At 72.6% G+C, this 18,368-nt stretch carries 15 protein-coding genes; 10 read left to right on the forward strand and 5 right to left on the reverse strand.

The window, feature by feature from the left end; translation table 11 throughout:
- Positions 1 to 123 precede the first annotated feature (123 nt).
- The gene (locus tag QE410_RS06730; RefSeq protein WP_307329613.1) at positions 124 to 996 is read left to right on the forward strand and encodes an alpha/beta fold hydrolase; all 873 of its coding nucleotides are present in this window, start codon (positions 124 to 126) and stop codon (positions 994 to 996) included.
- Positions 997 to 1,194: 198 nt separating this feature from the next.
- On the opposite strand, the gene QE410_RS06735 is transcribed toward QE410_RS06730, so the two are convergent.
- Complete coding sequence (locus tag QE410_RS06735) at positions 1,195 to 1,755, reverse strand: CGNR zinc finger domain-containing protein (protein ID WP_307329616.1); 561 nt, start codon at positions 1,753 to 1,755, stop codon at positions 1,195 to 1,197.
- Between the two features lie 71 nt (positions 1,756 to 1,826).
- Here QE410_RS06735 and QE410_RS06740 point away from each other — a divergent pair, with 71 nt between their 5' ends.
- Positions 1,827 to 2,819 carry a DMT family transporter gene (locus QE410_RS06740; protein WP_307329619.1) on the forward strand — a complete coding sequence of 331 codons (993 nt, stop codon included), beginning with the start codon at positions 1,827 to 1,829 and terminating at the stop codon, positions 2,817 to 2,819.
- A 634-nt stretch (positions 2,820 to 3,453) separates the two neighbouring features.
- On the opposite strand, the gene QE410_RS06745 is transcribed toward QE410_RS06740, so the two are convergent.
- Positions 3,454 to 3,927, reverse strand: a complete 474-nt coding sequence (locus tag QE410_RS06745; protein ID WP_058233266.1) for an Lrp/AsnC family transcriptional regulator — start codon at positions 3,925 to 3,927, stop codon at positions 3,454 to 3,456.
- A 176-nt stretch (positions 3,928 to 4,103) separates the two neighbouring features.
- Here QE410_RS06745 and pdhA point away from each other — a divergent pair, with 176 nt between their 5' ends.
- From pdhA to QE410_RS06760, 3 genes are all read left to right on the forward strand, one after another.
- Positions 4,104 to 5,225 carry a pyruvate dehydrogenase (acetyl-transferring) E1 component subunit alpha gene (pdhA, locus tag QE410_RS06750; RefSeq protein ID WP_373459324.1) on the forward strand — a complete coding sequence of 374 codons (1,122 nt, stop codon included), beginning with the start codon at positions 4,104 to 4,106 and terminating at the stop codon, positions 5,223 to 5,225.
- Between the two features lie 73 nt (positions 5,226 to 5,298).
- Positions 5,299 to 6,333, forward strand: coding sequence for an alpha-ketoacid dehydrogenase subunit beta (locus tag QE410_RS06755; RefSeq protein WP_307329627.1), 1,035 nt, complete (start codon positions 5,299 to 5,301; stop codon positions 6,331 to 6,333).
- Positions 6,330 to 8,156 carry a 2-oxo acid dehydrogenase subunit E2 gene (locus tag QE410_RS06760; protein ID WP_307329630.1) on the forward strand — a complete coding sequence of 609 codons (1,827 nt, stop codon included), beginning with the start codon at positions 6,330 to 6,332 and terminating at the stop codon, positions 8,154 to 8,156. Before QE410_RS06755 ends, QE410_RS06760 begins: the two co-directional genes overlap by 4 nt.
- A 214-nt stretch (positions 8,157 to 8,370) precedes the next feature.
- On the opposite strand, the gene QE410_RS06765 is transcribed toward QE410_RS06760, so the two are convergent.
- The gene (locus tag QE410_RS06765) at positions 8,371 to 9,639 is read right to left on the reverse strand and encodes a TetR/AcrR family transcriptional regulator (RefSeq protein ID WP_373459325.1); all 1,269 of its coding nucleotides are present in this window, start codon (positions 9,637 to 9,639) and stop codon (positions 8,371 to 8,373) included.
- 388 nt (positions 9,640 to 10,027) lie between these two features.
- Here QE410_RS06765 and QE410_RS06775 point away from each other — a divergent pair, with 388 nt between their 5' ends.
- From QE410_RS06775 to QE410_RS06795, 5 genes are read left to right on the forward strand one after another with little or no spacing between them, the layout of a single operon-like run.
- Positions 10,028 to 11,638, forward strand: a complete 1,611-nt coding sequence (locus QE410_RS06775; RefSeq protein WP_307329633.1) for a carboxyl transferase domain-containing protein — start codon at positions 10,028 to 10,030, stop codon at positions 11,636 to 11,638.
- Positions 11,639 to 11,652: 14 nt separating this feature from the next.
- Positions 11,653 to 13,899 (forward strand): biotin carboxylase N-terminal domain-containing protein, encoded by a 2,247-nt coding sequence (locus tag QE410_RS06780; RefSeq protein ID WP_307329636.1) that lies wholly within the window; start codon positions 11,653 to 11,655, stop codon positions 13,897 to 13,899.
- Between the two features lie 50 nt (positions 13,900 to 13,949).
- Positions 13,950 to 15,071, forward strand: coding sequence for an acyl-CoA dehydrogenase family protein (locus tag QE410_RS06785; RefSeq protein ID WP_373459367.1), 1,122 nt, complete (start codon positions 13,950 to 13,952; stop codon positions 15,069 to 15,071).
- A complete protein-coding gene (locus tag QE410_RS06790; protein ID WP_307329642.1) occupies positions 15,068 to 15,535 on the forward strand; it encodes a MaoC family dehydratase in 468 nt (155 codons plus the stop codon). Before QE410_RS06785 ends, QE410_RS06790 begins: the two co-directional genes overlap by 4 nt.
- Positions 15,532 to 16,356 carry a CoA ester lyase gene (locus QE410_RS06795; protein ID WP_307329645.1) on the forward strand — a complete coding sequence of 275 codons (825 nt, stop codon included), beginning with the start codon at positions 15,532 to 15,534 and terminating at the stop codon, positions 16,354 to 16,356. Before QE410_RS06790 ends, QE410_RS06795 begins: the two co-directional genes overlap by 4 nt.
- A gap of 200 nt (positions 16,357 to 16,556) precedes the next feature.
- Here QE410_RS06795 and QE410_RS06800 read toward each other — a convergent pair whose 3' ends face one another.
- Together QE410_RS06800 and QE410_RS06805 are read right to left on the reverse strand one after the other, a co-directional pair.
- A complete protein-coding gene (locus QE410_RS06800; RefSeq protein WP_307329647.1) occupies positions 16,557 to 17,144 on the reverse strand; it encodes a histidine phosphatase family protein in 588 nt (195 codons plus the stop codon).
- Between the two features lie 262 nt (positions 17,145 to 17,406).
- A complete protein-coding gene (locus QE410_RS06805) occupies positions 17,407 to 18,255 on the reverse strand; it encodes a Sir2 family NAD-dependent protein deacetylase (RefSeq protein WP_307329649.1) in 849 nt (282 codons plus the stop codon).
- Positions 18,256 to 18,368: the final 113 nt, after the last annotated feature.

Consider the following 18,368-nt stretch of genomic DNA (forward strand, 5'->3'; position numbering starts at 1 on the left):
GGGGAGGGTGCGACCGGCACGTGGCATCCTCCGTTCCGTCGGTCTCCTATGTTGCGGGCCCGGCCCACCGGCGAGGCGCCCGCGGACGCGGCGATGTCGGAGGCCCCTCCTAGACTCGATTCCATGCCCAATCCCTACGCCGACCGCCTCGCCGCGATCCCCGTCGACCGCCGTGAGGCCGGGGTACTGGGCGGTACGACGGCCTACTGGGTCTACGGTGACGACGACGCCGACACGACGATCGTGGCGGTGCACGGGTTCCGCGGCGAGCACCATGGACTCGATCCGGTCGTGGCGCACCTGCCCGGCATCCGGGTCGTCTCGCCCGACCTCCCGGGCTTCGGCGAGTCGGCCCCCCTGCCGGGTCGCGCGCACGATCTCGGCACGTACGCGCGCTGGCTGCGCGCGTTCGTCGAGACGGTGGCTCCGCAGGCCGTCGTGCTCGGCCACTCCTTCGGCTCGATCGTCGCGGCGGCGGCGGTGGCGGGCGGACTGGCGACGCCGAAGCTGATCCTCGTGAACCCGATCGGGGCACCGGCGCTCGAGGGGCCCCGCGGCATCCTCACCCGCCTCGCGGTGTTCTACTACCTGGCCGGGGCGAAACTTCCGCGCGCGCTCGGCGAGGGGCTGCTGCGCAACCGGCTCATCGTCCGCGTGATGAGCAACGCCATGGCCAAGACCCCTGATCCCGAGCTTCGACGCTTCGTGCACGAGCAGCACGACGAGTACTTCTCGCGCTTCGCCGACCGCGACGTGCTGCACGAGGCGTTCGTGACGAGCGTGTCGCACGACGTGCGCGAGTTCGCTCCGCGCATCTCGCAGCCGACGTTGCTCATCGCCGCCGAGAAAGACGACATCACCCCCATCGAGGCCGAGCGGCACCTCGCGACGCTGTTTCCGCATGCCGAGCTGGTCGAGATCCCCGAGGTGGGGCACCTGATCCACTACGAGACGCCGCAGGCCGCGGCAGAGGCCATTCGGAGGTTCCTGGGGTGACGAAGGCCCGCCGACGCCACGTCGGTCGGTGGGCGCCGACGATCACGGCCGTCGTCGTCATCGTCGGGGGAGCAACCGGCGGAGCGACGATGCGGGTCGCGATCGGCTGACGCGCCACGAGATGCCGGCGGCGACGAAGGTCCGTCGCGGCCCGTCGTGTCACTCGAGCCCGTCGAAGCACCCGACAGCTCTCGCTCGTCAGGCGGGTGCCTCCGCCTTGCGCTTGCGGTACGCGTTGACGTTCATGCGGTTGCCACAGTTGCCGGCGTCGCAGTAGCGCTTGGAGCCGTTCTTCGAGAAGTCGACGTAGACCCCGTCGCAATCGTCGGCGTCGCACACGCGCACGCGGGCGTACTCGTCGGCGCGGATCACGTCGACGAACGCCAGCGCCGACTCCACGAGGATGCGAATCGCCAACGGATCGTCGGGGTCGCTGGCGTGGATGTGCCAGTCGAGACCGTCGTGCCGCACCAGCTGGGGCAGCGCCCGACCGTCGGCGAGCATCGCATTGACCAGCGGCACCGCCCCGTCGCGATCAGTGCTCCACAGTTGCAGCAGGCGGGGACGGATGCCGCGCACCGCGGCGAGCTCGCGTGCGTCGCGCGTGCGCGAACCGGTGTACCCGTGCCGCTCGGTGAACGCCTCCAGATCGGCGACCTCGACAAGGGTGTCGACACCGCTGACGTCGGTCTGCGGCAGCGTGTTCACCAGTTCGACGGCAGCACGCAGCACCAATTCGGTGTCACGGATGAAGACCATGTTGACTCCTGACAGGTGCGGCCCGTACTGTCACGAGTGTAAACGCTCTTCACTCCTGACAGCAGGCCCGCATGACCACGTCGTCCGTCACCCTTCCGCGCTCCACCCGCCACGGCTCTGGAGCCGTCACCGGCCTCCTCATCGCCGTCGCTTCCGCGCTGGCGTTCTCGTCGAGCGGCCCGTTCGTCAAGCCGCTGCTCGACGGCGGCTGGTCGCTCGGCACGGTGCTGCTCGTACGCATGAGCTGCGCCGCGCTCCTGCTCTCACCCGCGCTGATCATCGCCATCCGGCGTCAACCCGGATTCCTGCGTCGCCACGGCCTGCTCATCGTCGCGTTCGGTCTCACCGCCGTCGCCGGATGCCAGCTGTTCTACTTCGCCGCCATGCAGCGGATGCCGGTGGCCGTGGCCCTGCTCATCCAGTACATCGCCCCTGTGCTCATCGTCATCGCCGTGTGGGCGCGTACACGGCGCGCACCGTCGAAGGCGGTGCTGATCGGCTCGGTCGTCGCCATGGCGGGCCTCGTGCTCGTCGTCGACATCAGCGGCGCCCGCTTCGACCTGCTCGGGACCGTGTTCGCCCTGTGCGCCGCAGTGTGCGCCGCCGCCTACTTCGTCATCGCCGGCCGCGCCGGAGACGACCTCCCCCCGCTCGCCCTCGCCTCCGGCGGCCTGCTCATCGGCGCCCTGGTCATGGGAGTGCTCGTGGGCACCGGCATCCTGCCCTTCGCCGCCCCTTCGATCACCGTGTCGCTCGCGGGCTTCGAGGTTCCCGGCATCCTGCCCCTGCTCTGGGTGGGTGCGGTCGCGACGACCCTCGGCTACGCGCTCGGCGTCATCGCCGTGCCGCTGATCGGGTCGCGCCTGGCCTCGTTCGTCGGACTCAGCGAGGTGCTTTTCGCCCTCGGTTTCGCCTGGTTGCTGCTGGGTGAGACCCCCGCGCCGGTCCAGTTCGTGGGCGGCGCGCTGATCCTCGCGGGCGTGGTGCTGGTGAAGATGGATGCCGGCAGCCCGGCCGAACAGAAGACCGAGACGGCGAGCATCCCGGTGGTGCCGGCGCCGTAGAGTCGCGGCGCCCCCGTGGTCGAGCGGGCGTCCGCGCGTGCACAACGGCAGGGGAAACGGGCGACACGCCGGGGGTGGAGACCGTGTGGCGGCGTGTCGCGCGAAAGTCCTGCGGTTGTGTCCGGGATGCCGCTGGCGCCGTCGGGCCTCGTCAACGGCCGCTGCCCGTGCACAGCGGCGGAGGGAAGGGGCGACACCCCGGGGGCGGAGACCGTGTGGCGGCGTGTCGCGGGAAAGTCCTGCGGTTGTGTCCGGGATGCCGCTGGCGCGGCCGGGTCTCGTCAACGGCCGCTGGTCGTGCACCTCGGCTGTCGGCTGTGCACAACGGCAGGTAAAGGGGCCGACACGCGGCGGCTATGCGCCGGGCGGCGGCGTGTTGCGGGAAAGTCCTGCGGTTGTGTCCGCGGTGCCGCTGGCGCCGCCGGGCGTCATCGACGGCCGCTGCCCGTGCACAACGGCTGCCGGCTGTGCACAACGGCAGGAAAAGGGGCCGACACGCCGCGGCTGTGCGCAGGGCGGCGCCGTGTCGCGGAAACGTCCTGCGGTTGTGTCCAGGATGCCGCTGACGCCGAGCCGCGGTGTGAGCAGTGACGTGCTTAGCGATCCGGCACCGGCCCGTCGGTGGAGGAGGCCGCTACACGCCGTCGCGCGCCAGCTCCATCAGCGGGCCGACGCGATACCCGATCACCTCGCCCATGACGAGCGACGTCTCGGTGCGCTCCACGCCCTCGATCGCGAGGATCCGGGCGTCGGTGTCGAACAGATGCTGCGTGTCGCGGCAGGCGACGCGCACCAGCAGGTCGACCTGACCGCTCAGGCCGTGCGCCTGCAGCACCTCGGGCACCTTCGCCAGGTCTTCGCGGATCGCCGGCAGCTCCGCCTGGCGCACTGTGACCTGCAGGAACGCCTCGATCGGAAACCCCAGCGCCTCGGCCGACAGCGTGCGCTCGAACGAGAGGAAGACGCCCCCGCGCTCGAGGCGGCTCATGCGCGCCTGGACGGTGTTGCGCGAGAGTCCGAGCTTCTCGGCGAGCGCGACGACGGTGGCGCGCGGATCGGCGGACAGGGCGCGGAGGAGGTCGAGGTCGACCGCGTCGAGCTTGCTCATGATGCGAAACATTAGCAGCGTCGAGACCGAGCGCAATGGGCACTGTGCTCAACATGACGTCGAGGTCTTGAGCGGGGTGCGTTCCGAGCGTACCGTCGCGCGTGTCGGCACCGCAGCCGACGCCCGGACCGCCGCGGCTCTCAAAAGGAACCCCGGCCGCACCTGGAGGGATGACGATGACGTACACCCAGACCTCGCCGGATCACGGAGCCGCGAACCCCGCCGGCGACGTGGCCGACGCCGCCCGAGTGCTCGAGCCCGACGGCACACGCGTGCCCGACGCGGCGCTCGACCCGTGGATCGCCGACCTCTCGCCCCACGATCTGCGCGCCCTGCACCGCGACATGGTCCTGACCCGTCGAGTGGATGCCGAGGGCGTCGCCCTGCAACGCCAGGGTCAGCTCGCGCTGTGGGCACCCTGCCGCGGACAGGAGGCCGTGCAGGTCGGAACCGCCCACGCGCTCGCCCCCGGCGACTTCGTGTTCCCGAGCTACCGCGAGCACGGCGTGCTGCTCGGCCGCGGCGCACGACCCGCCGACTACGTGCTCGCCTGGCGCGGCGAGGAGCACTCGGCCTACGACCACACGACCATCAACGCCGCTCCTCCCCAGATCATCATCGGCGCGCAGTCTCTGCACGCGACCGGCTGGGCGATGGGTGCTCAGCGCGACGGCTCCACCGACGTCGCCGTCGCCTACTACGGCGACGGTGCCACCAGCCAGGGCGACGTCAACGAGGCGATGGTGTTCGCCTCGTCGTTCCGGGCCCCGGTCGTGTTCGTCTGCTCGAACAACCAGTGGGCGATCTCCGAGCCCGTCACCGTCCAGGCGAAACACCCGATCGCGGGCCGAGCGCCGGGTTTCGGCATCCCCAGCATGCGCATCGACGGCAATGACGCCCTCGCCTGCGTCGCCGCGATGCGGTGGGCGCTCGACCGCGCCCGCCGCAACGAGGGTCCTTCGTTCATCGAGGCGGTGACCTACCGGATGGGACCGCACACCACCAGCGACGATCCGACCCGTTACCGCGATGCCGACGAGGTCGAAGCATGGACGAGGCGCGACCCGATCGCGCGCCTCGAGGCGTACCTGCGCGCCGAGGGGATCCTCGACGACTCGGGACTGGCCGAGGTCGCCCGTGCCGCCGACGCGCTCGCCGCCGAGGTGCGCGCCGCGTGCATCGGTGCGACCACGCGCGATCCCGCGACGATGTTCGACCACGTGTACGCCGAACCGCACGGTCCGCTCGAGAGACAGAAGGCGGAGTACGTGGAGTACCTGGCGGGGTTCGAGAAATGACCGCGCTGACACTTCGCGCGGCGCAGGCTGCCGGCCGGCCGGGCACCCGCGGGATCGACGAGGGGGTCTCGCGATGACCGCGCTCACGCTCGGCGCCGCGATCAACGCCGGCCTGTCGAAGGCCCTCGAGACCGACGACAAAGTGCTGATCATGGGCGAGGACATCGGCAAGCTCGGCGGCGTCTTCCGCGTGACCGACGGCCTGCAGCAGCGCTTCGGCGCACAGCGCGTCGTCGACACCCCGCTCGCGGAAGCCGGCATCGTCGGCACCGCCGTGGGTCTCGCGCTCCGCGGCTACCGGCCGGTCGTCGAGATCCAGTTCGACGGCTTCGTCTACCCCGCCTTCGATCAGATCGTCTGCCAGGTCGCCAAGCTCCACTACCGCAGCAACGGGCGGATCCGGATGCCGTTGGTCATCCGCATCCCGTGGGCCGGGGGTGTCGGAGCGGCCGAGCATCACTCCGAATCGCCCGAGGCCTACTTCGTGCACACCGCCGGCCTCCGCGTCGTCGCCGCCAGCACCCCCCAGGACGCCTACGTCATGCTGCAGCAGGCCGTGGCATCCGATGATCCCGTCATCTTCTTCGAGCCCAAGCGCCTCTATCACGCGAAGGGCGAGGTCGATCTGGATGCCGACCTCGCCGACGCCCCGCCGATGCACCTCGCCCGCGTCGCCCGCGAGGGCACCGACGCCACGATCGTGACCTACGGTGCGCAGGTGCGGACGGCTCTGGACGCCGCGCTCGCCGCGGAAGACGAGGGGCTCTCGCTCGAGGTCATCGACCTGCGTTCGCTCTCACCGATCGACATGAACACGGTCGCGGCATCCGTCCGCAAGACCGGGCGCGTCGTAGTGACCCATGAGGCCGCCCGCGAGGCGGGGGTGGGGGCGGAGCTCGTCGCGAGCATCACCGAGCAGTGCTTCGAGTACCTCGAGGCGCCGCCGCAGCGCGTCACCGGGCACGACATCCCCTACCCGCCGTCGAAGCTCGAGAAGCATCACGTGCCGGATCTCGATCGGATCCTCTTCGCGGTCGACCGTGTGGTGGAGCGCGGGACGGCTCCCTCGGCGGCGAGCGCGGCGGCGATCGAGGGAGGCGTCCGATGATCGCGGAGTTCCTGCTTCCCGACCTCGGCGAGGGGCTTCCCGAGGCCGAGATTGTGCAGTGGCACGTGGCCGAGGGCGACGACGTCACCCTCAACCAGACCATCGCCGAGGTCGAGACGGCCAAGGCCATCGTCGAGATCCCCTCGCCGTACACGGGGACCGTGCAGGGACTGCACGCCGCCGCGGGCGACGTCGTCGCGGTCGGATCGCCGTTGGTGTCGTTCGCGGTGGAGGGGGCGGATGCCGTGAGCGCGGCGCCCGCGGGAACGGCCGAGGCAGCAGCGGGCAAGGCCGAGGCGGAGACGGGGGAGCCCGCTACGGGCTCGACCCAACGTCCTGCGGAGTTCCGTTCCGACGCGTCCCGGCTGGAGACCGCCGAGGCGCAGCCCGGCGCGGGCGTGGCGCGTGGCGCGGCCGAGGTGCATGGCGCGGGCGTGGTGCATGGCGCGGGCGTGGTGCATGGCGCGGGCGTGGTGCGTGGTGCGGCCGAGGCGCAGCCCGGCGCGGGCGTGCGTGGCGCGGGCGTGGTGCGTGGCGCGGCCGAGGTGCATGGCGCGGGCGTGCGTGGTGCGGTCGAGGCGCGTGGCACGGCCGAGGGGCGTGGTGGCCCCGACGGTCGCACGACGGCGTCGGCAGCGGGCGACCTGGAACGCGCCACGCCCAACCTCGTCGGATACGGCGCGGCGCCCGCGTCGGGGAGCCGACCCCGGCGACGCGCGCGCTACAGCGGCACCGCGGTCGTCGAGAGCGACCACGCCGTGCGCGAAGCGGCACCCCACGATGTGCTGCACACCGGACCGATCGAGATACCGGGGGAGCGTCCCCGGTCCACCCCGCCCGTGCGCAAACTCGCGAAAGACCTCGGCATCGACCTCGTGCTCGTCGCCGCGGCCCATCCCGGAGAGGCGGTGACCCGCGCGCACGTCGAGGAGTTCGCGTCGCGTGAGCCCGCGGCATCCGGTGTCTCTTCGCAGACGTCGGAGGGCCGCCCGACGGCGAGGGATGTGTCCTCTTCCGCATCGACGGTCGGCCCGATGGAGGCCCGGCCGTTCTCTCCTTCCGCGTCGACGGTCCCCCCGGCCGTGCCCGCAACGCCGCTCCGGCCCGGTCAGGACCGCGCCGCGCGCGTCACGCGGACGCCGATCCGCGGCGTGCGCAAGCACACGGCGGCGGCGATGGTGCGCAGTGCCTTCACCGCTCCGCACGCGACGACCTTCCTGACGGTCGACGTGACCGCGACGACCGAGCTGCTGGCATCCCTGAAGTCCGATCGAGCCCTCGACGGGCACAGGATCGGGGTGCTCGCGATCGTCGCGAAGGCGGTGTGCCTCGCGCTCGGGCGTACTCCCGCGCTGAATGCGGAATGGGACGACGCGGCGGGCGAGATCGTCGCGCACCACTACGTCAACCTGGGCATCGCCGCGGCAACCGAGCGCGGGCTGGTGGTGCCCGTCATCGCGGACGCCGACGCCCTGCCGCTCGTCGACCTCGCCGACGCGATCGCCGATCTCGCCGCGACCGCCCGCGCAGGACGCACCGCTCCCTCCGCCATGACCGGTGGAACGTTCACGATCACCAACGTGGGCGTGTTCGGAGTGGATGCCGGCACGCCCATCCTCAACCCCGGTGAGGCCGGAATCCTCGCCGTCGGCGCCGTACGCCGTACGCCGTGGGAGCACGACGGCGACATCGCCCTGCGCGATGTGCTCACCCTCAGCCTCTCGTTCGACCACCGGCTGGTCGACGGTGCCGAGGCGGCGCGTTTCCTCACCGACGTGGCCGGGGTGCTGCGCGAACCCGGGAGGGCCATGCTGCTGCGCTGAATCGCGGCGTCGGGCCCCGGCTACGCGGCGCGGCTCGAGGCCGGCGCGGACCGGGTGCCGGGGGAGTGGTCGCCCTCGGCACCTTTCCGCCGGACGGCGTTACGGGGGGTCTCAAAGACCCGGACCGTGGCTCCGGGGCCGGAACCCGCTCGGCGCCGCCGGCGCGAGCGGACCGCTCGGTCCAGACGGCGGAAGGGGATGTTCCCCCGCCCCGTCACGCCGTCAGGGCGGCCAGCGCCATGCGCGCCAGGGCGGGGCGCACGCGCGCTGCCGGAACGCCGCGGACACTGTGCGGTGTGGAGTTGATGAGCCCGAAGCAGGCCAGCGCCCGCACGCGGCGTTCGGCCGGGGTCTCGGCATCCGGGAACGCAGTGGCGAGGGCGTCGGTCCACACGGTGACGTAGGCGTTCTGCAGGCGCCGGACGGTGCGACGGTCGGCGTCGGAGAGGCGGTCGAGGTCGCGGTCCTGCACGCGGATGACGTCGGCTTCGGCGAGCGCGAAGGCGACGTGGAAGTCGACCAGCGCGCGCAGCACGGCATCCGGGTTCTCGGGACCGTCGGGGAGGGATGCCGTGTGTGCACTGCTGCGGGGGTTGTCGGCGACACGCCGGTCGCGGGTGGCCTGGGACGGCGTGTCGTCGTGGATGTCTGCCCTTGTGCTCGTGTCGCGGGGGTGGCCGGCGATGTTCGGGGCGAGTGCGTCGGGGTGTGGCGGCGGTGCGGGGGCGGATGCCGTGTGTGCACGGCTGCGGGAGTTGTCGGCGACACGCCGGTCGCGGGTGGTCTGAGACGGCGTGTCGTCGTGGATGTCCGCCGTTGTGCTCGTGTCGCGGGGGTGGCCGGCGGTGTTGGGGGCGAGTGCGTCGGGGTGTGGCGGCGGTGCGGGGGCGGATGCCGTGCGTGCACGGCTGCGGGAGTTGTCGGCGACACGCCGGTCACGGGTGGCCTGGGACGGCGTGTCGTCGTGAATGTCTGCCCTTGTGCTCGTGTCGACGGGGTGGCCGGCGATGTTCGGGGCGAGTGCGTCGGGGTGTGGCGGCGGTGCGGGGGCGGATGCCGTGTGTGCACAGCTGCGGGAGTTGTCGGCGACACGCCGGTCGCGGGCGGCCTGGGACGGCGTGTCGGCGAACACGTCTGCCGTTGTGCTCGCGGCGACGGCGCGCCCACCCCGCAGCAACCGCTCGCTGACGTCGACGAGGATCGCGCCGAGCAGCGCCTGCTTGCTCGCGACGTGCCGGTAGACGGCGGGGCCGCTCACCCCGGCCGCTTCGCCGATGTCGCCGAGGGTCACGCCGTCGAACCCGCGCTCGGCGAACAGACGCGCGGCGGCGGCGAGCAGCGCCGTGCGGCGCTCCGCCTTGGCGCGGTCGCGTGCGGTGCCGGCGGGGGTCGGTGCCGGCGTCGCACTGGGACGCGCCGGGCCGGTCCCCGTTCGCGGGTCGTGGCCGGCTTCCGCCTGGGGCGCGTGGCCGGCGCCCGGCACGGGCTCCCCGCCGGTGCCCGTCCGGCGCGCGTGGCCGGCGCTCGGCGGAGACTCCCCGCCGGTGCCCGTTCGGGGCGCGCGGTCGGTGCTCGGCGGAGGCTCCCCGCCGGCCCCCGGCACGGGCTCCCCACCGGTGCCCGTTCGGGGCGCGTGGCCGGCGCCCGCTCCAGGCTCCCCACCGGTGCCCGTTCGGGGCGCGTGGCCGGCGCCCGCTCCAGGCTCCCCGCCGGTGCCCGTCCGGGGCTTTTCGTTGGCTCTTGTCATCGGCATCCGCTCGGGCTAGCCTGGCATCTCAGTTAGCCAACATTAACTGAAACCCCACCCCGCGGGAACGACCCCGACGGGAACGACGGTGCCGTCGACGACGCGGCGCCGAGACGGAGCCGCCATGAGCACAGCACCGGTCATCGAGACAGCGTCCGCCGTGCCCTCGCGCGCCGAGGCAGCCGCGACACAGCTCGAGCTCGCCGCTCAGCTGCGCGCCATCCTCGCCCGCGCCGCCCGCGGAGGGTCGGACACCGCGCGCGAGCGCCACACGGCCCGCGGCAAACTCCTCGCGCGCGAGCGCATCGACCGGTTGCTCGACGAGGGGAGTCCGTTCCTCGAAATCGCCCCGCTCGCCGCCCACGGCCTTTACGACGGGCAGGCGCCCGGCGCCGGGGTCGTCGCGGGGATCGGGCTCGTGCACGGGCGTCACGTCATGGTGATCGCCAATGACGCCACCGTGAAGGGCGGGGCGTACTTCCCCCTCACCGTGAAGAAGCACCTGCGCGCGCAAGAGATCGCGCGCGAGAACCGCCTGCCCTGCGTCTGCCTCGTCGACTCCGGCGGCGCCTACCTGCCGATGCAGGACGAGGTGTTCCCCGACCGCGACCACTTCGGCCGCATCTTCCGCAACCAGGCGCAGCTGTCGGCCCTCGGCATCCCGCAGATCGCCGCCGTCATGGGCTCGTGCACCGCGGGCGGCGCCTACGTTCCCGCGATGAGCGACGAGAGCGTGATCGTGCGCAACCAGGGCACGGTGTTCCTCGGCGGTCCGCCCCTGGTCAAGGCCGCGATCGGCGAAGACGTCACCGCCGAGCAGCTCGGCGGCGGCGACCTGCACGCCCGGCGCTCGGGGGTGGTCGACCACCTCGCCGACGACGACGAGCACGCGCTCGAGATCGTCCGCGACATCGTGCGCACCCTGTCGCCCACCCCGGCGCCGATCTGGCACGTCGAACCCGCGAAAGACCCCGTCCGCCCCGCGGAGGACCTCTACGACATCGTCCCCTCCGACATCTCGCAGTCCGTCGACATGCGCGCGATCATCGACACCCTCGTCGACGCCGACTCGCTCCACGAATTCAAAGCGCTGTACGGCGACACGGTCATCACCACCTTCGCGCGCCTGCACGGCCACCCCGTCGCCATCATCGCCAACGACGGCGTGCTCTTCCGCGAATCCGCCCTCAAGGCCGCGCACTTCATCGAGCTCGCCGACCAGCGCGGCATCCCCCTGCTGTTCCTCCAGAACATCACCGGGTTCATGGTGGGCCGGGATGCCGAGGCCGGCGGCATCGCGAAAGACGGCGCCAAGATGGTCACCGCCGTCGCCTCCACCCGCGTTCCTAAGCTGACGGTCATCGTCGGCGGGTCGTACGGCGCCGGCAATTACGCGATGTGCGGGCGGGCCTACGACCCGCGGTTCCTCTGGACCTGGCCGTCGAGCCGCATCTCGGTCATGGGCGGGGCGCAGGCGGCATCCGTGCTCTCCACCGTGACGCGCGATCAGCGTGCCGCGCGCGGCGAGGAGTGGACGGATGCCGACGACCAGGCGTTCCAAGCACCGATCCGCGAGCGGTACGAACAGCAGGGCAGCCCGTACTACGCCACCGCCCGGCTCTGGGACGACGGTGTCATCGACCCCGCCGACACCCGCACGATGCTCGGGCTCGCCCTCGACGTCGTCAGCCGGGTGCCGCTCGCAGACCGCGGCTTCGGCCTGTTCCGGATGTGAGCGGGGTGAGGGAGATGATCGATTACGCCGTGCCGGGCTCCGTCGCCGCCCCGCGCCCGGGCTCGGACGGGCCGCCCCCGGGCCCCCGCGCCGGCGCGGGCCACTTCACTGCGCCCCGCCTGTTCTCGTGCGTGCTCGTCGCCAACCGCGGCGAGATCGCACGCCGCGTGTTCCGCACGCTCCGGCGTCTCGGCATCCGTTCCGTCGCCGTCCACACCGACACGGATGCCGATGCGCCCCACGCTCGCGAGGCCGATCACGCTGTGCGGGTGCCCTCGTACCTCGATGTCGACGCGGTGGTCGCCGCCGCGATGGCGACGGGGGCGGATGCCGTGCACCCGGGCTACGGCTTCCTCAGCGAGAACGCCGGCTTCGCGCGGGCGTGCGCGGCGGCGGGCATCGTGTTCGTCGGTCCGGGCGTCGAGGCGCTCGAGGTCATGGGCGACAAGATCCGCGCGAAAGAGCACGTCGCGCGGCATGACGTGCCGACGGTGCCGGGGTTCTCGGCGGCAGGACTCTCCGATGCCGAGATCGCCGCCGAGGCCGACCGCGCGGGGTACCCGTTGCTCGTGAAACCGTCCGCGGGCGGTGGGGGAAAGGGGATGACGGTCGCCCGCGGTCGCGACGACCTCGCCGACGCGCTCGCCACCGCCCGTCGGGTCGCCGCCGCAGCCTTCGGCGACGACGCGCTGCTGCTCGAGCGACTGCTGGAGCGCCCACGCCACATCGAGGTGCAGGTGCTCGCCGACGCGCACGGCACGACGATCTCGCTCGGCGAGCGCGAGTGCACGCTGCAGCGGCGACATCAGAAGGTCATCGAAGAAGCACCGTCGCCCGTGGTCGACGCCTCCGCGCGGGCCCGCCTGGGTGAGGCCGCCGTCGCCGCCGCCCGCAGCGTCGGCTACCTCGGCGCGGGGACGGTGGAGTTCCTCACCGCCGGAGATCGCCTCGACGAGCCGTTCTTCATCGAGATGAACACGCGCCTGCAGGTCGAGCACCCCGTGACCGAGCTGGTCACGGGCATCGACCTCGTGGAGCAGCAGCTGCGGGTCGCCGCGGGCCTCGCGCTCGACCTGCCGCAGATCCGGCTCGACGGGCACGCGATCGAAGCCCGGGTGTACGCCGAGACGCCCGCGCGCGGCTACCTCCCCGCCACCGGCACGGTGAGCCTGTGGCATCCGGGAACCGCCCGCGTCGACAGCGCCGTCGAGACCGGCAGCGTGATCAGTGCGCTGTACGACCCCATGATCGCGAAAGTCATCGCGCACGGGCCCGACCGCGAGACCGCGCTCGCCCGCCTCGACGCAGCCCTCGCCGACACCGTCGTGCTCGGCGTCGATACGAACATCGCCGACCTCCGGGCCCTGCTGGCAGACCCCGCCGTGCGCGCGGGGGATCTCGATACCGGACTGCTCGACCGCCGGGGCACGCCCGAACACCCGTCGCCGACGCCCGCCGCGCTCGCCGCGGCGGCGCAGAAGGTCGTGGATGCCGAAGCCCCGGCCGACGGTACGGTGTGGGGCCGCGTCGGTGCCTGGCGTGCCGGGGGAGCGCACACCGGTCGCACGGTGTGGCTCGAGGACGACGCGGGGCGCGTGTACGCGACCGAGCCGGCGCCGGGTGACGCGGTGGTCGTGGGCGGCCCCGAGGAGTTCTGGGTGCACGCCGACGGCGCAGCCCACCGTGTGCGCGTGGTGTCGCGGCGCGATGCGTCGGCGCGCCGCCGCGCCGCGACGGGGCGCGCCGAGGGAGCCGTCGATCCCGATCTCGTCGCGCCTCTTCCGGGAACCGTCGTGGCCGTGCACGTCTCCGACGGCGACGCCGTCGACGCCGGTGCCCGGGTCGTGACGATCGAAGCCATGAAGATGGAGCACACCGTGGCCGCGCCGCACGCCGGCACCGTGCGACTGCGCACGACGGCGGGTGCGCAGGTCGCCCGCGACGCGGTCGTCGCGACGGTGACCCCCGACGCCCAGGCCGCTGAGCCCCAGGTCCCTGAGCCCGAGGTCCCTGAGCCCGAGGTCCCTGAGCCCGAGGTCCCCGCGCCCGAGGTTCCCGCGCCCGAGGTCCCTGAGCCCGAGGTCCCCATGCCCGACGTCCCCGCGCCCGAGGTCCCGGCGCCCGAGGTCCCGGCGCCCGAGGTCCCTGAGCCCGAGGTCCCTGAGCCTGTCGAAGGGTCCGGCACCCCCGCGCACCTCGCACCGCACGACATCGCCGGCATCCCGGCATCCACCCCATCCCACAAGGAGACCCTCTCGTGAGCATCGACAGCCAGCAGGCCTTCACCGACGACGAGCGCGAGCTGAGCGCCATGGTGCGCGAGTTCGCCGACGAGGTGATCGCGCCCCGCTCGTACGACGCCGACCGCGCGCACGAGCTCCCCCTCGACATCGTCGAGCAGATGGGCGAGATCGGCCTGTTCGGCCTGCCGTTCCCCGAAGAGGTGGGCGGACAGGGCGGCGACTACGCCAGCCTGTGCGTCGCGATCGAGGGCGTGGCGCGCGTCGACCAGTCGCTCGCCATCACGCTCGAAGCCGGAGTGGGCCTGGGCGCCATGCCGCTGTACCGCTACGGCACCGTCGCGCAGAAAGAGAAGTACCTGCCCGACCTCGTCGCCGGGCGGGCGCTCGCCGGATTCGGCCTGACCGAGGCCGAGGCCGGCAGCGACGCCGGAGCCACGCGCACGACGGCGCGGCTGGACGGCGACGAGTGGGTGATCGACGGGTCGAAGCAGTTCATCACCAACTCCGGCACCGCGATCACCCGTTTCGTCACGGTCACCGCGGTCACGGGTCGCGCCGGCGACCGGCCTGAGATCTCGGCAATCATCGTTCCGAATGGCACGCCCGGGTTCACCGTCGGCCCCGCCTACGACAAGGTCGGCTGGAACGCCTCCGACACCCACCCCCTCACCCTCGACGGCGTCCGCGTCGCCGCCGACAACCTGCTCGGCGAGCGCGGGCAGGGCCTGAAGAACTTCCTCCGCACGCTCGACGAGGGTCGCGTCGCCATCGCCGCCCTCGCCACGGGAGCTGCCGAGGGCTGTCTCGAAGCCGCCGTCGACTACGCACGCAGCCGCACGGTGTTCGGCGAGCGCCTGTCGACGCGGCAGAGCATCCAGTTCCTGCTCGCGCGCATGCACGCCCGCGTGCACACCGCCCGCCTCGCCTGGGTGCACGCCGCGCGCCTGTGCGACGCCGGCAAGCCGTTCTCGGTGGATGCCGCGGTCGCCAAGATGACCGCGAGCGACGCCGCCATGGCCAATGCGCGCGATGCGACGCAGGTATTCGGCGGCAACGGGTTCATCAACGAGTACCCGGTCGCCCGGCACTACCGCGACTCCAAGATCCTCGAGATCGGCGAGGGCACCACCGAGGTGCAGCTCATGGTGATCTCGCGCGCGCTGGGACTCACCGGTACCGTTGCCGCATGATCGAGCAGCGCGGCCTGTTTCTGGAGGAGTTCGTCGTCGGCGAGCGCTACGCGCACCGGCCCGGACGCACCGTCACCGACGCCGACAACGTGCTGTTCACCACCCTCACGATGAACACCCAGGCCCTCCACCTGGATGCCGCTTACTCGGCGACCCAGCCCTTCGGCCGGCCGCTCGTGAATTCGATGTGGACGCTGTCGACCCTCATCGGCCTGTCGGTCGCGCAGCTGACGCAGGGCACGCTCGTCGCCCAGCTCGGCCTCACCGATGTCAGCTTCCCCGCGCCGCTGTTCGTCGGTGACACCCTCACGGCCGAGACCGAGGTGATGTCGGTGCGGCCCTCGGCATCCCGTCCGGGCCAGGGGGTGGTCGTGCTCGCGCACACCGGTCGGTCGCAGAACGACGAGGTGGCTGTCACCGCCACCCGAACGGTGCTCGTGTGGACGAAAGACGGCGCGGCGTGAGCGGCGCGCAGCCCGATGCGCGCGCCTTCGCTCCGGGGCCCGCGCTGCTGTTCGTCCCGGGTGATCGGCCTGAGAGGCTCCCCAAGGCCCTCGACCGGGCGGATGCCGCAATCCTTGACCTCGAAGACGCCGTCGCCGGGCACGCCAAGACCGTCGCGCGCGAGGCGATGATCGCCGCCGATCCTGACCCCGACCGTGTCATCGTGCGCGTGAACGGGCCGAAGACCCCCGACTTCACGCGCGATCTCGCCGCACTGGCAGAGACCCGCATCCGCACGGTCATGGTCGCCAAGGCCGAGGACCCGGCATCCCTCGCCGCTCTCGAGGGGTACGACGTGATCGCGTTGTGCGAGACCGCCCGCGGAGTGGCGAATGCCGAGCACTTCGCGGCGCTGCCGCAGGTCGTCGCCCTCATGTGGGGCGCCGAAGACCTCGTCGCAAGCCTCGGGGGCACCTCCAGCCGGTTCGCGGACGGGACCTACCGCGATGTCGCCCGCCTCGCACGGGCTCGGGTGCTGCTGGCCGCCGGCGCCGTCGGCAAGCGCGCGATCGACGCCGTCCACGTCGACCTTGACGACCTCGACGGCCTGGCGTCGGAGGCTCAGGATGCCGCCGCCTCGGGGTTCGTCGCCAGCGCGTGCATCCACCCGGGGCAGGTCGAGACGATCCGCGCCGCGTACGCCCCGACGGCGGAGCAGCTGCGGTGGGCACGTGGAGTGCTCGCGCAGGCCGAGGAGGGCGCGTTCCGGTACGAGGGGCGCATGATCGACGAGCCCATCCTGCGCCACGCGCGGTCGCTCGTCGCACGGGCGAGGAAGTAGCGGGCCTGCGAGGCGGTGGCTGAGCCTGTCGAAGCCGCCGGGTGCGCGCGTGGTCGTGGGGAGGTGGCTGAGCGTGTCGAAGCCGCCGGGCGCGCGCGTGGTCGTGGGGAGGTGGCTGAGCCTGTCGAAGCCCCAGGGGGCGCGCGTGGTCGTGGGGGAGGCGGCTGAGCGTGTCGAAGACCCAGGGAAGCCGCGCCGGCCTAGCCGGCGACGCCCGCGTACGCGAGCATCTCCCAGGAGTCGCCGTCGAGGCGGAACGTCGTCGCCGAGCAGTTCGGCAGCCGCTCGCCCTCGCGGGGGAACTCCCCGGCGGTGGCGAACATGATGACCTCGCGGATCAGCGCGCCGTGCGCGACCGCGATGACGTCGACGCCGTCGGGTGTCTCGGCGACGACCTCGGCCAGCGCGGCGAGCGCGCGTTCGCGTACCACCGGCCACGACTCGGCGTTCGGCACGTCGGCGGCGTGCCACGGGCCGTACGTCTCGTAGAAGGTGGGGGCGTCCATGCCCTCGGCGTCGCCGTAGGAGCGCTCCTGCAGTCCCGGCATCCGTCGGCTGACCGTCGTTCCGAGCGCCGCGGCGATCACATCGGCGGTCTCGGCCGCGCGCGACAGGTCGCTCGAGACGATGACGACGTCGTGCCCCGCGTACTCGGCGGCGAGACGCTCGGCGAGCTCGCGCGCCTGCGCGCGACCGGTGTCGTTGAGGGGGATGTCGGTCGAGCCCTGGATGCGACCGCCGGAGTTCCAGTCGGTTTCGCCGTGGCGTACGAGGGTGAGGATCGTCACGCGTCGAGCCTAACCCGGGGTGGCATCCGTGGTCCCGGCGGAGACGGGGCGCGACCCTCGCGCCCGGGGACGTCATGGCGCGAGCGGCGTGGGGAGCGGAGGAGATGGGGGGAGGGGAGGATGCCCGGCGGCGGTTCATCCTCCGCTCGCCCCTCGTCCTCCGCTCGTGACACCGGACCGCGCGGACGCCGAGAACATTCCGGGCAGCCGCTCGGCCAGTGCCTGTCAGGCGTCGGTCGTGGCGCCGCGCGCGGGAGCGGCGTCAGAGCAGTCCGGGCAGCCGCTGCGCCAGCGCCCGCAGCGCGTCGGTCGTGCCGCCGTCGATCTTGACCGTCGCGCGCTGATCGGCCCGTGTCTCGCCGCGGTTGATGATGACGACCGGCAGGCGCTTGCGCCGTGCGCGCTCGACCAGCCGGATGCCCGAGTTCACGACGAGCGACGACCCCGCCACGACGAGCGCGCCGCTGGTGTGGACGAGCTGCTCGGCCTCGCGGAACTTCTCCACCGGGATGTACTCGCCGAAGAACACGACGTCGGGCTTGAGCGTGCCCCCGCACACCGAGCACACCGGCACGATGAAACCGTCGGCGGATGCGGGTGTCACATCGCCGTCGGGACCCAGTTCGACGTTGTCGGGCAGGGTGATCCACGGGTTGTCGGCCTCGACCCGCTCGGCGAGGTCGCGCCGGTCGAAGACCTGGCCGCACTGCAGGCAGCCCACCCGGCGCATGGTGCCGTGCAGCTCCACGACCCGTCCGCTGCCGGCGCGCACGTGCAGTCCGTCGACGTTCTGCGTGACGACGCCGTTCGCGACCCCCGCGGCCTCGAGTTCGGCGAGGGCGTGATGCCCGTCGTTGGGTTCGGCGGCGGCGAACACCTTCCACCCGAGATGACTGCCCACCCAGTAGCGCCGGCGCGCGTCGGCACTGGCGAGGAACTGCTGCGCCGTCATCGGCGTCCGCGTCGGCGCACCCTTGCCGCGATAGTCGGGGATCCCCGAGTCGGTCGACACGCCGGCGCCCGTCAGCACCGCGATCCGGCGGCCGGCGAGCACCTCGACAGCCCGATCGATGGATGCCGAGAACCCGGCATCCTTCGTCGTGTCGGTCATGCACACCTCCGTCGCATCGAGTCTAGAGCGGGGCGCCGACACCCGAGGCGCGATGCGCGCCGCGCGGCTCGGGCATCCCTGCGGTTCGTGCGGACACCGGGGCGAGTGTGCCC

It is taken from the genome of Microbacterium sp. SORGH_AS_1204 (assembly GCF_030818935.1).
In the GTDB taxonomy this organism is placed as follows: Bacteria; Actinomycetota; Actinomycetes; order Actinomycetales; family Microbacteriaceae; genus Microbacterium.

Coding starts and splice junctions, on each gene's coding strand:
- QE410_RS06730 (WP_307329613.1), top strand. CDS start 124: ATGCCCAATCCCTACGCCGACCGCCTCGCCGCGATCCCCGTCGACCGC.
- QE410_RS06735 (WP_307329616.1), bottom strand. CDS start 1,755: ATGGTCTTCATCCGTGACACCGAATTGGTGCTGCGTGCTGCCGTCGAA.
- QE410_RS06740 (WP_307329619.1), top strand. CDS start 1,827: ATGACCACGTCGTCCGTCACCCTTCCGCGCTCCACCCGCCACGGCTCT.
- QE410_RS06745 (WP_058233266.1), bottom strand. CDS start 3,927: ATGAGCAAGCTCGACGCGGTCGACCTCGACCTCCTCCGCGCCCTGTCC.
- pdhA (WP_373459324.1), top strand. CDS start 4,104: ATGACGTACACCCAGACCTCGCCGGATCACGGAGCCGCGAACCCCGCC.
- QE410_RS06755 (WP_307329627.1), top strand. CDS start 5,299: ATGACCGCGCTCACGCTCGGCGCCGCGATCAACGCCGGCCTGTCGAAG.
- QE410_RS06760 (WP_307329630.1), top strand. CDS start 6,330: ATGATCGCGGAGTTCCTGCTTCCCGACCTCGGCGAGGGGCTTCCCGAG.
- QE410_RS06775 (WP_307329633.1), top strand. CDS start 10,028: ATGAGCACAGCACCGGTCATCGAGACAGCGTCCGCCGTGCCCTCGCGC.
- QE410_RS06780 (WP_307329636.1), top strand. CDS start 11,653: ATGATCGATTACGCCGTGCCGGGCTCCGTCGCCGCCCCGCGCCCGGGC.
- QE410_RS06785 (WP_373459367.1), top strand. CDS start 13,950: ATGGTGCGCGAGTTCGCCGACGAGGTGATCGCGCCCCGCTCGTACGAC.
- QE410_RS06790 (WP_307329642.1), top strand. CDS start 15,068: ATGATCGAGCAGCGCGGCCTGTTTCTGGAGGAGTTCGTCGTCGGCGAG.
- QE410_RS06805 (WP_307329649.1), bottom strand. CDS start 18,255: ATGACCGACACGACGAAGGATGCCGGGTTCTCGGCATCCATCGATCGG.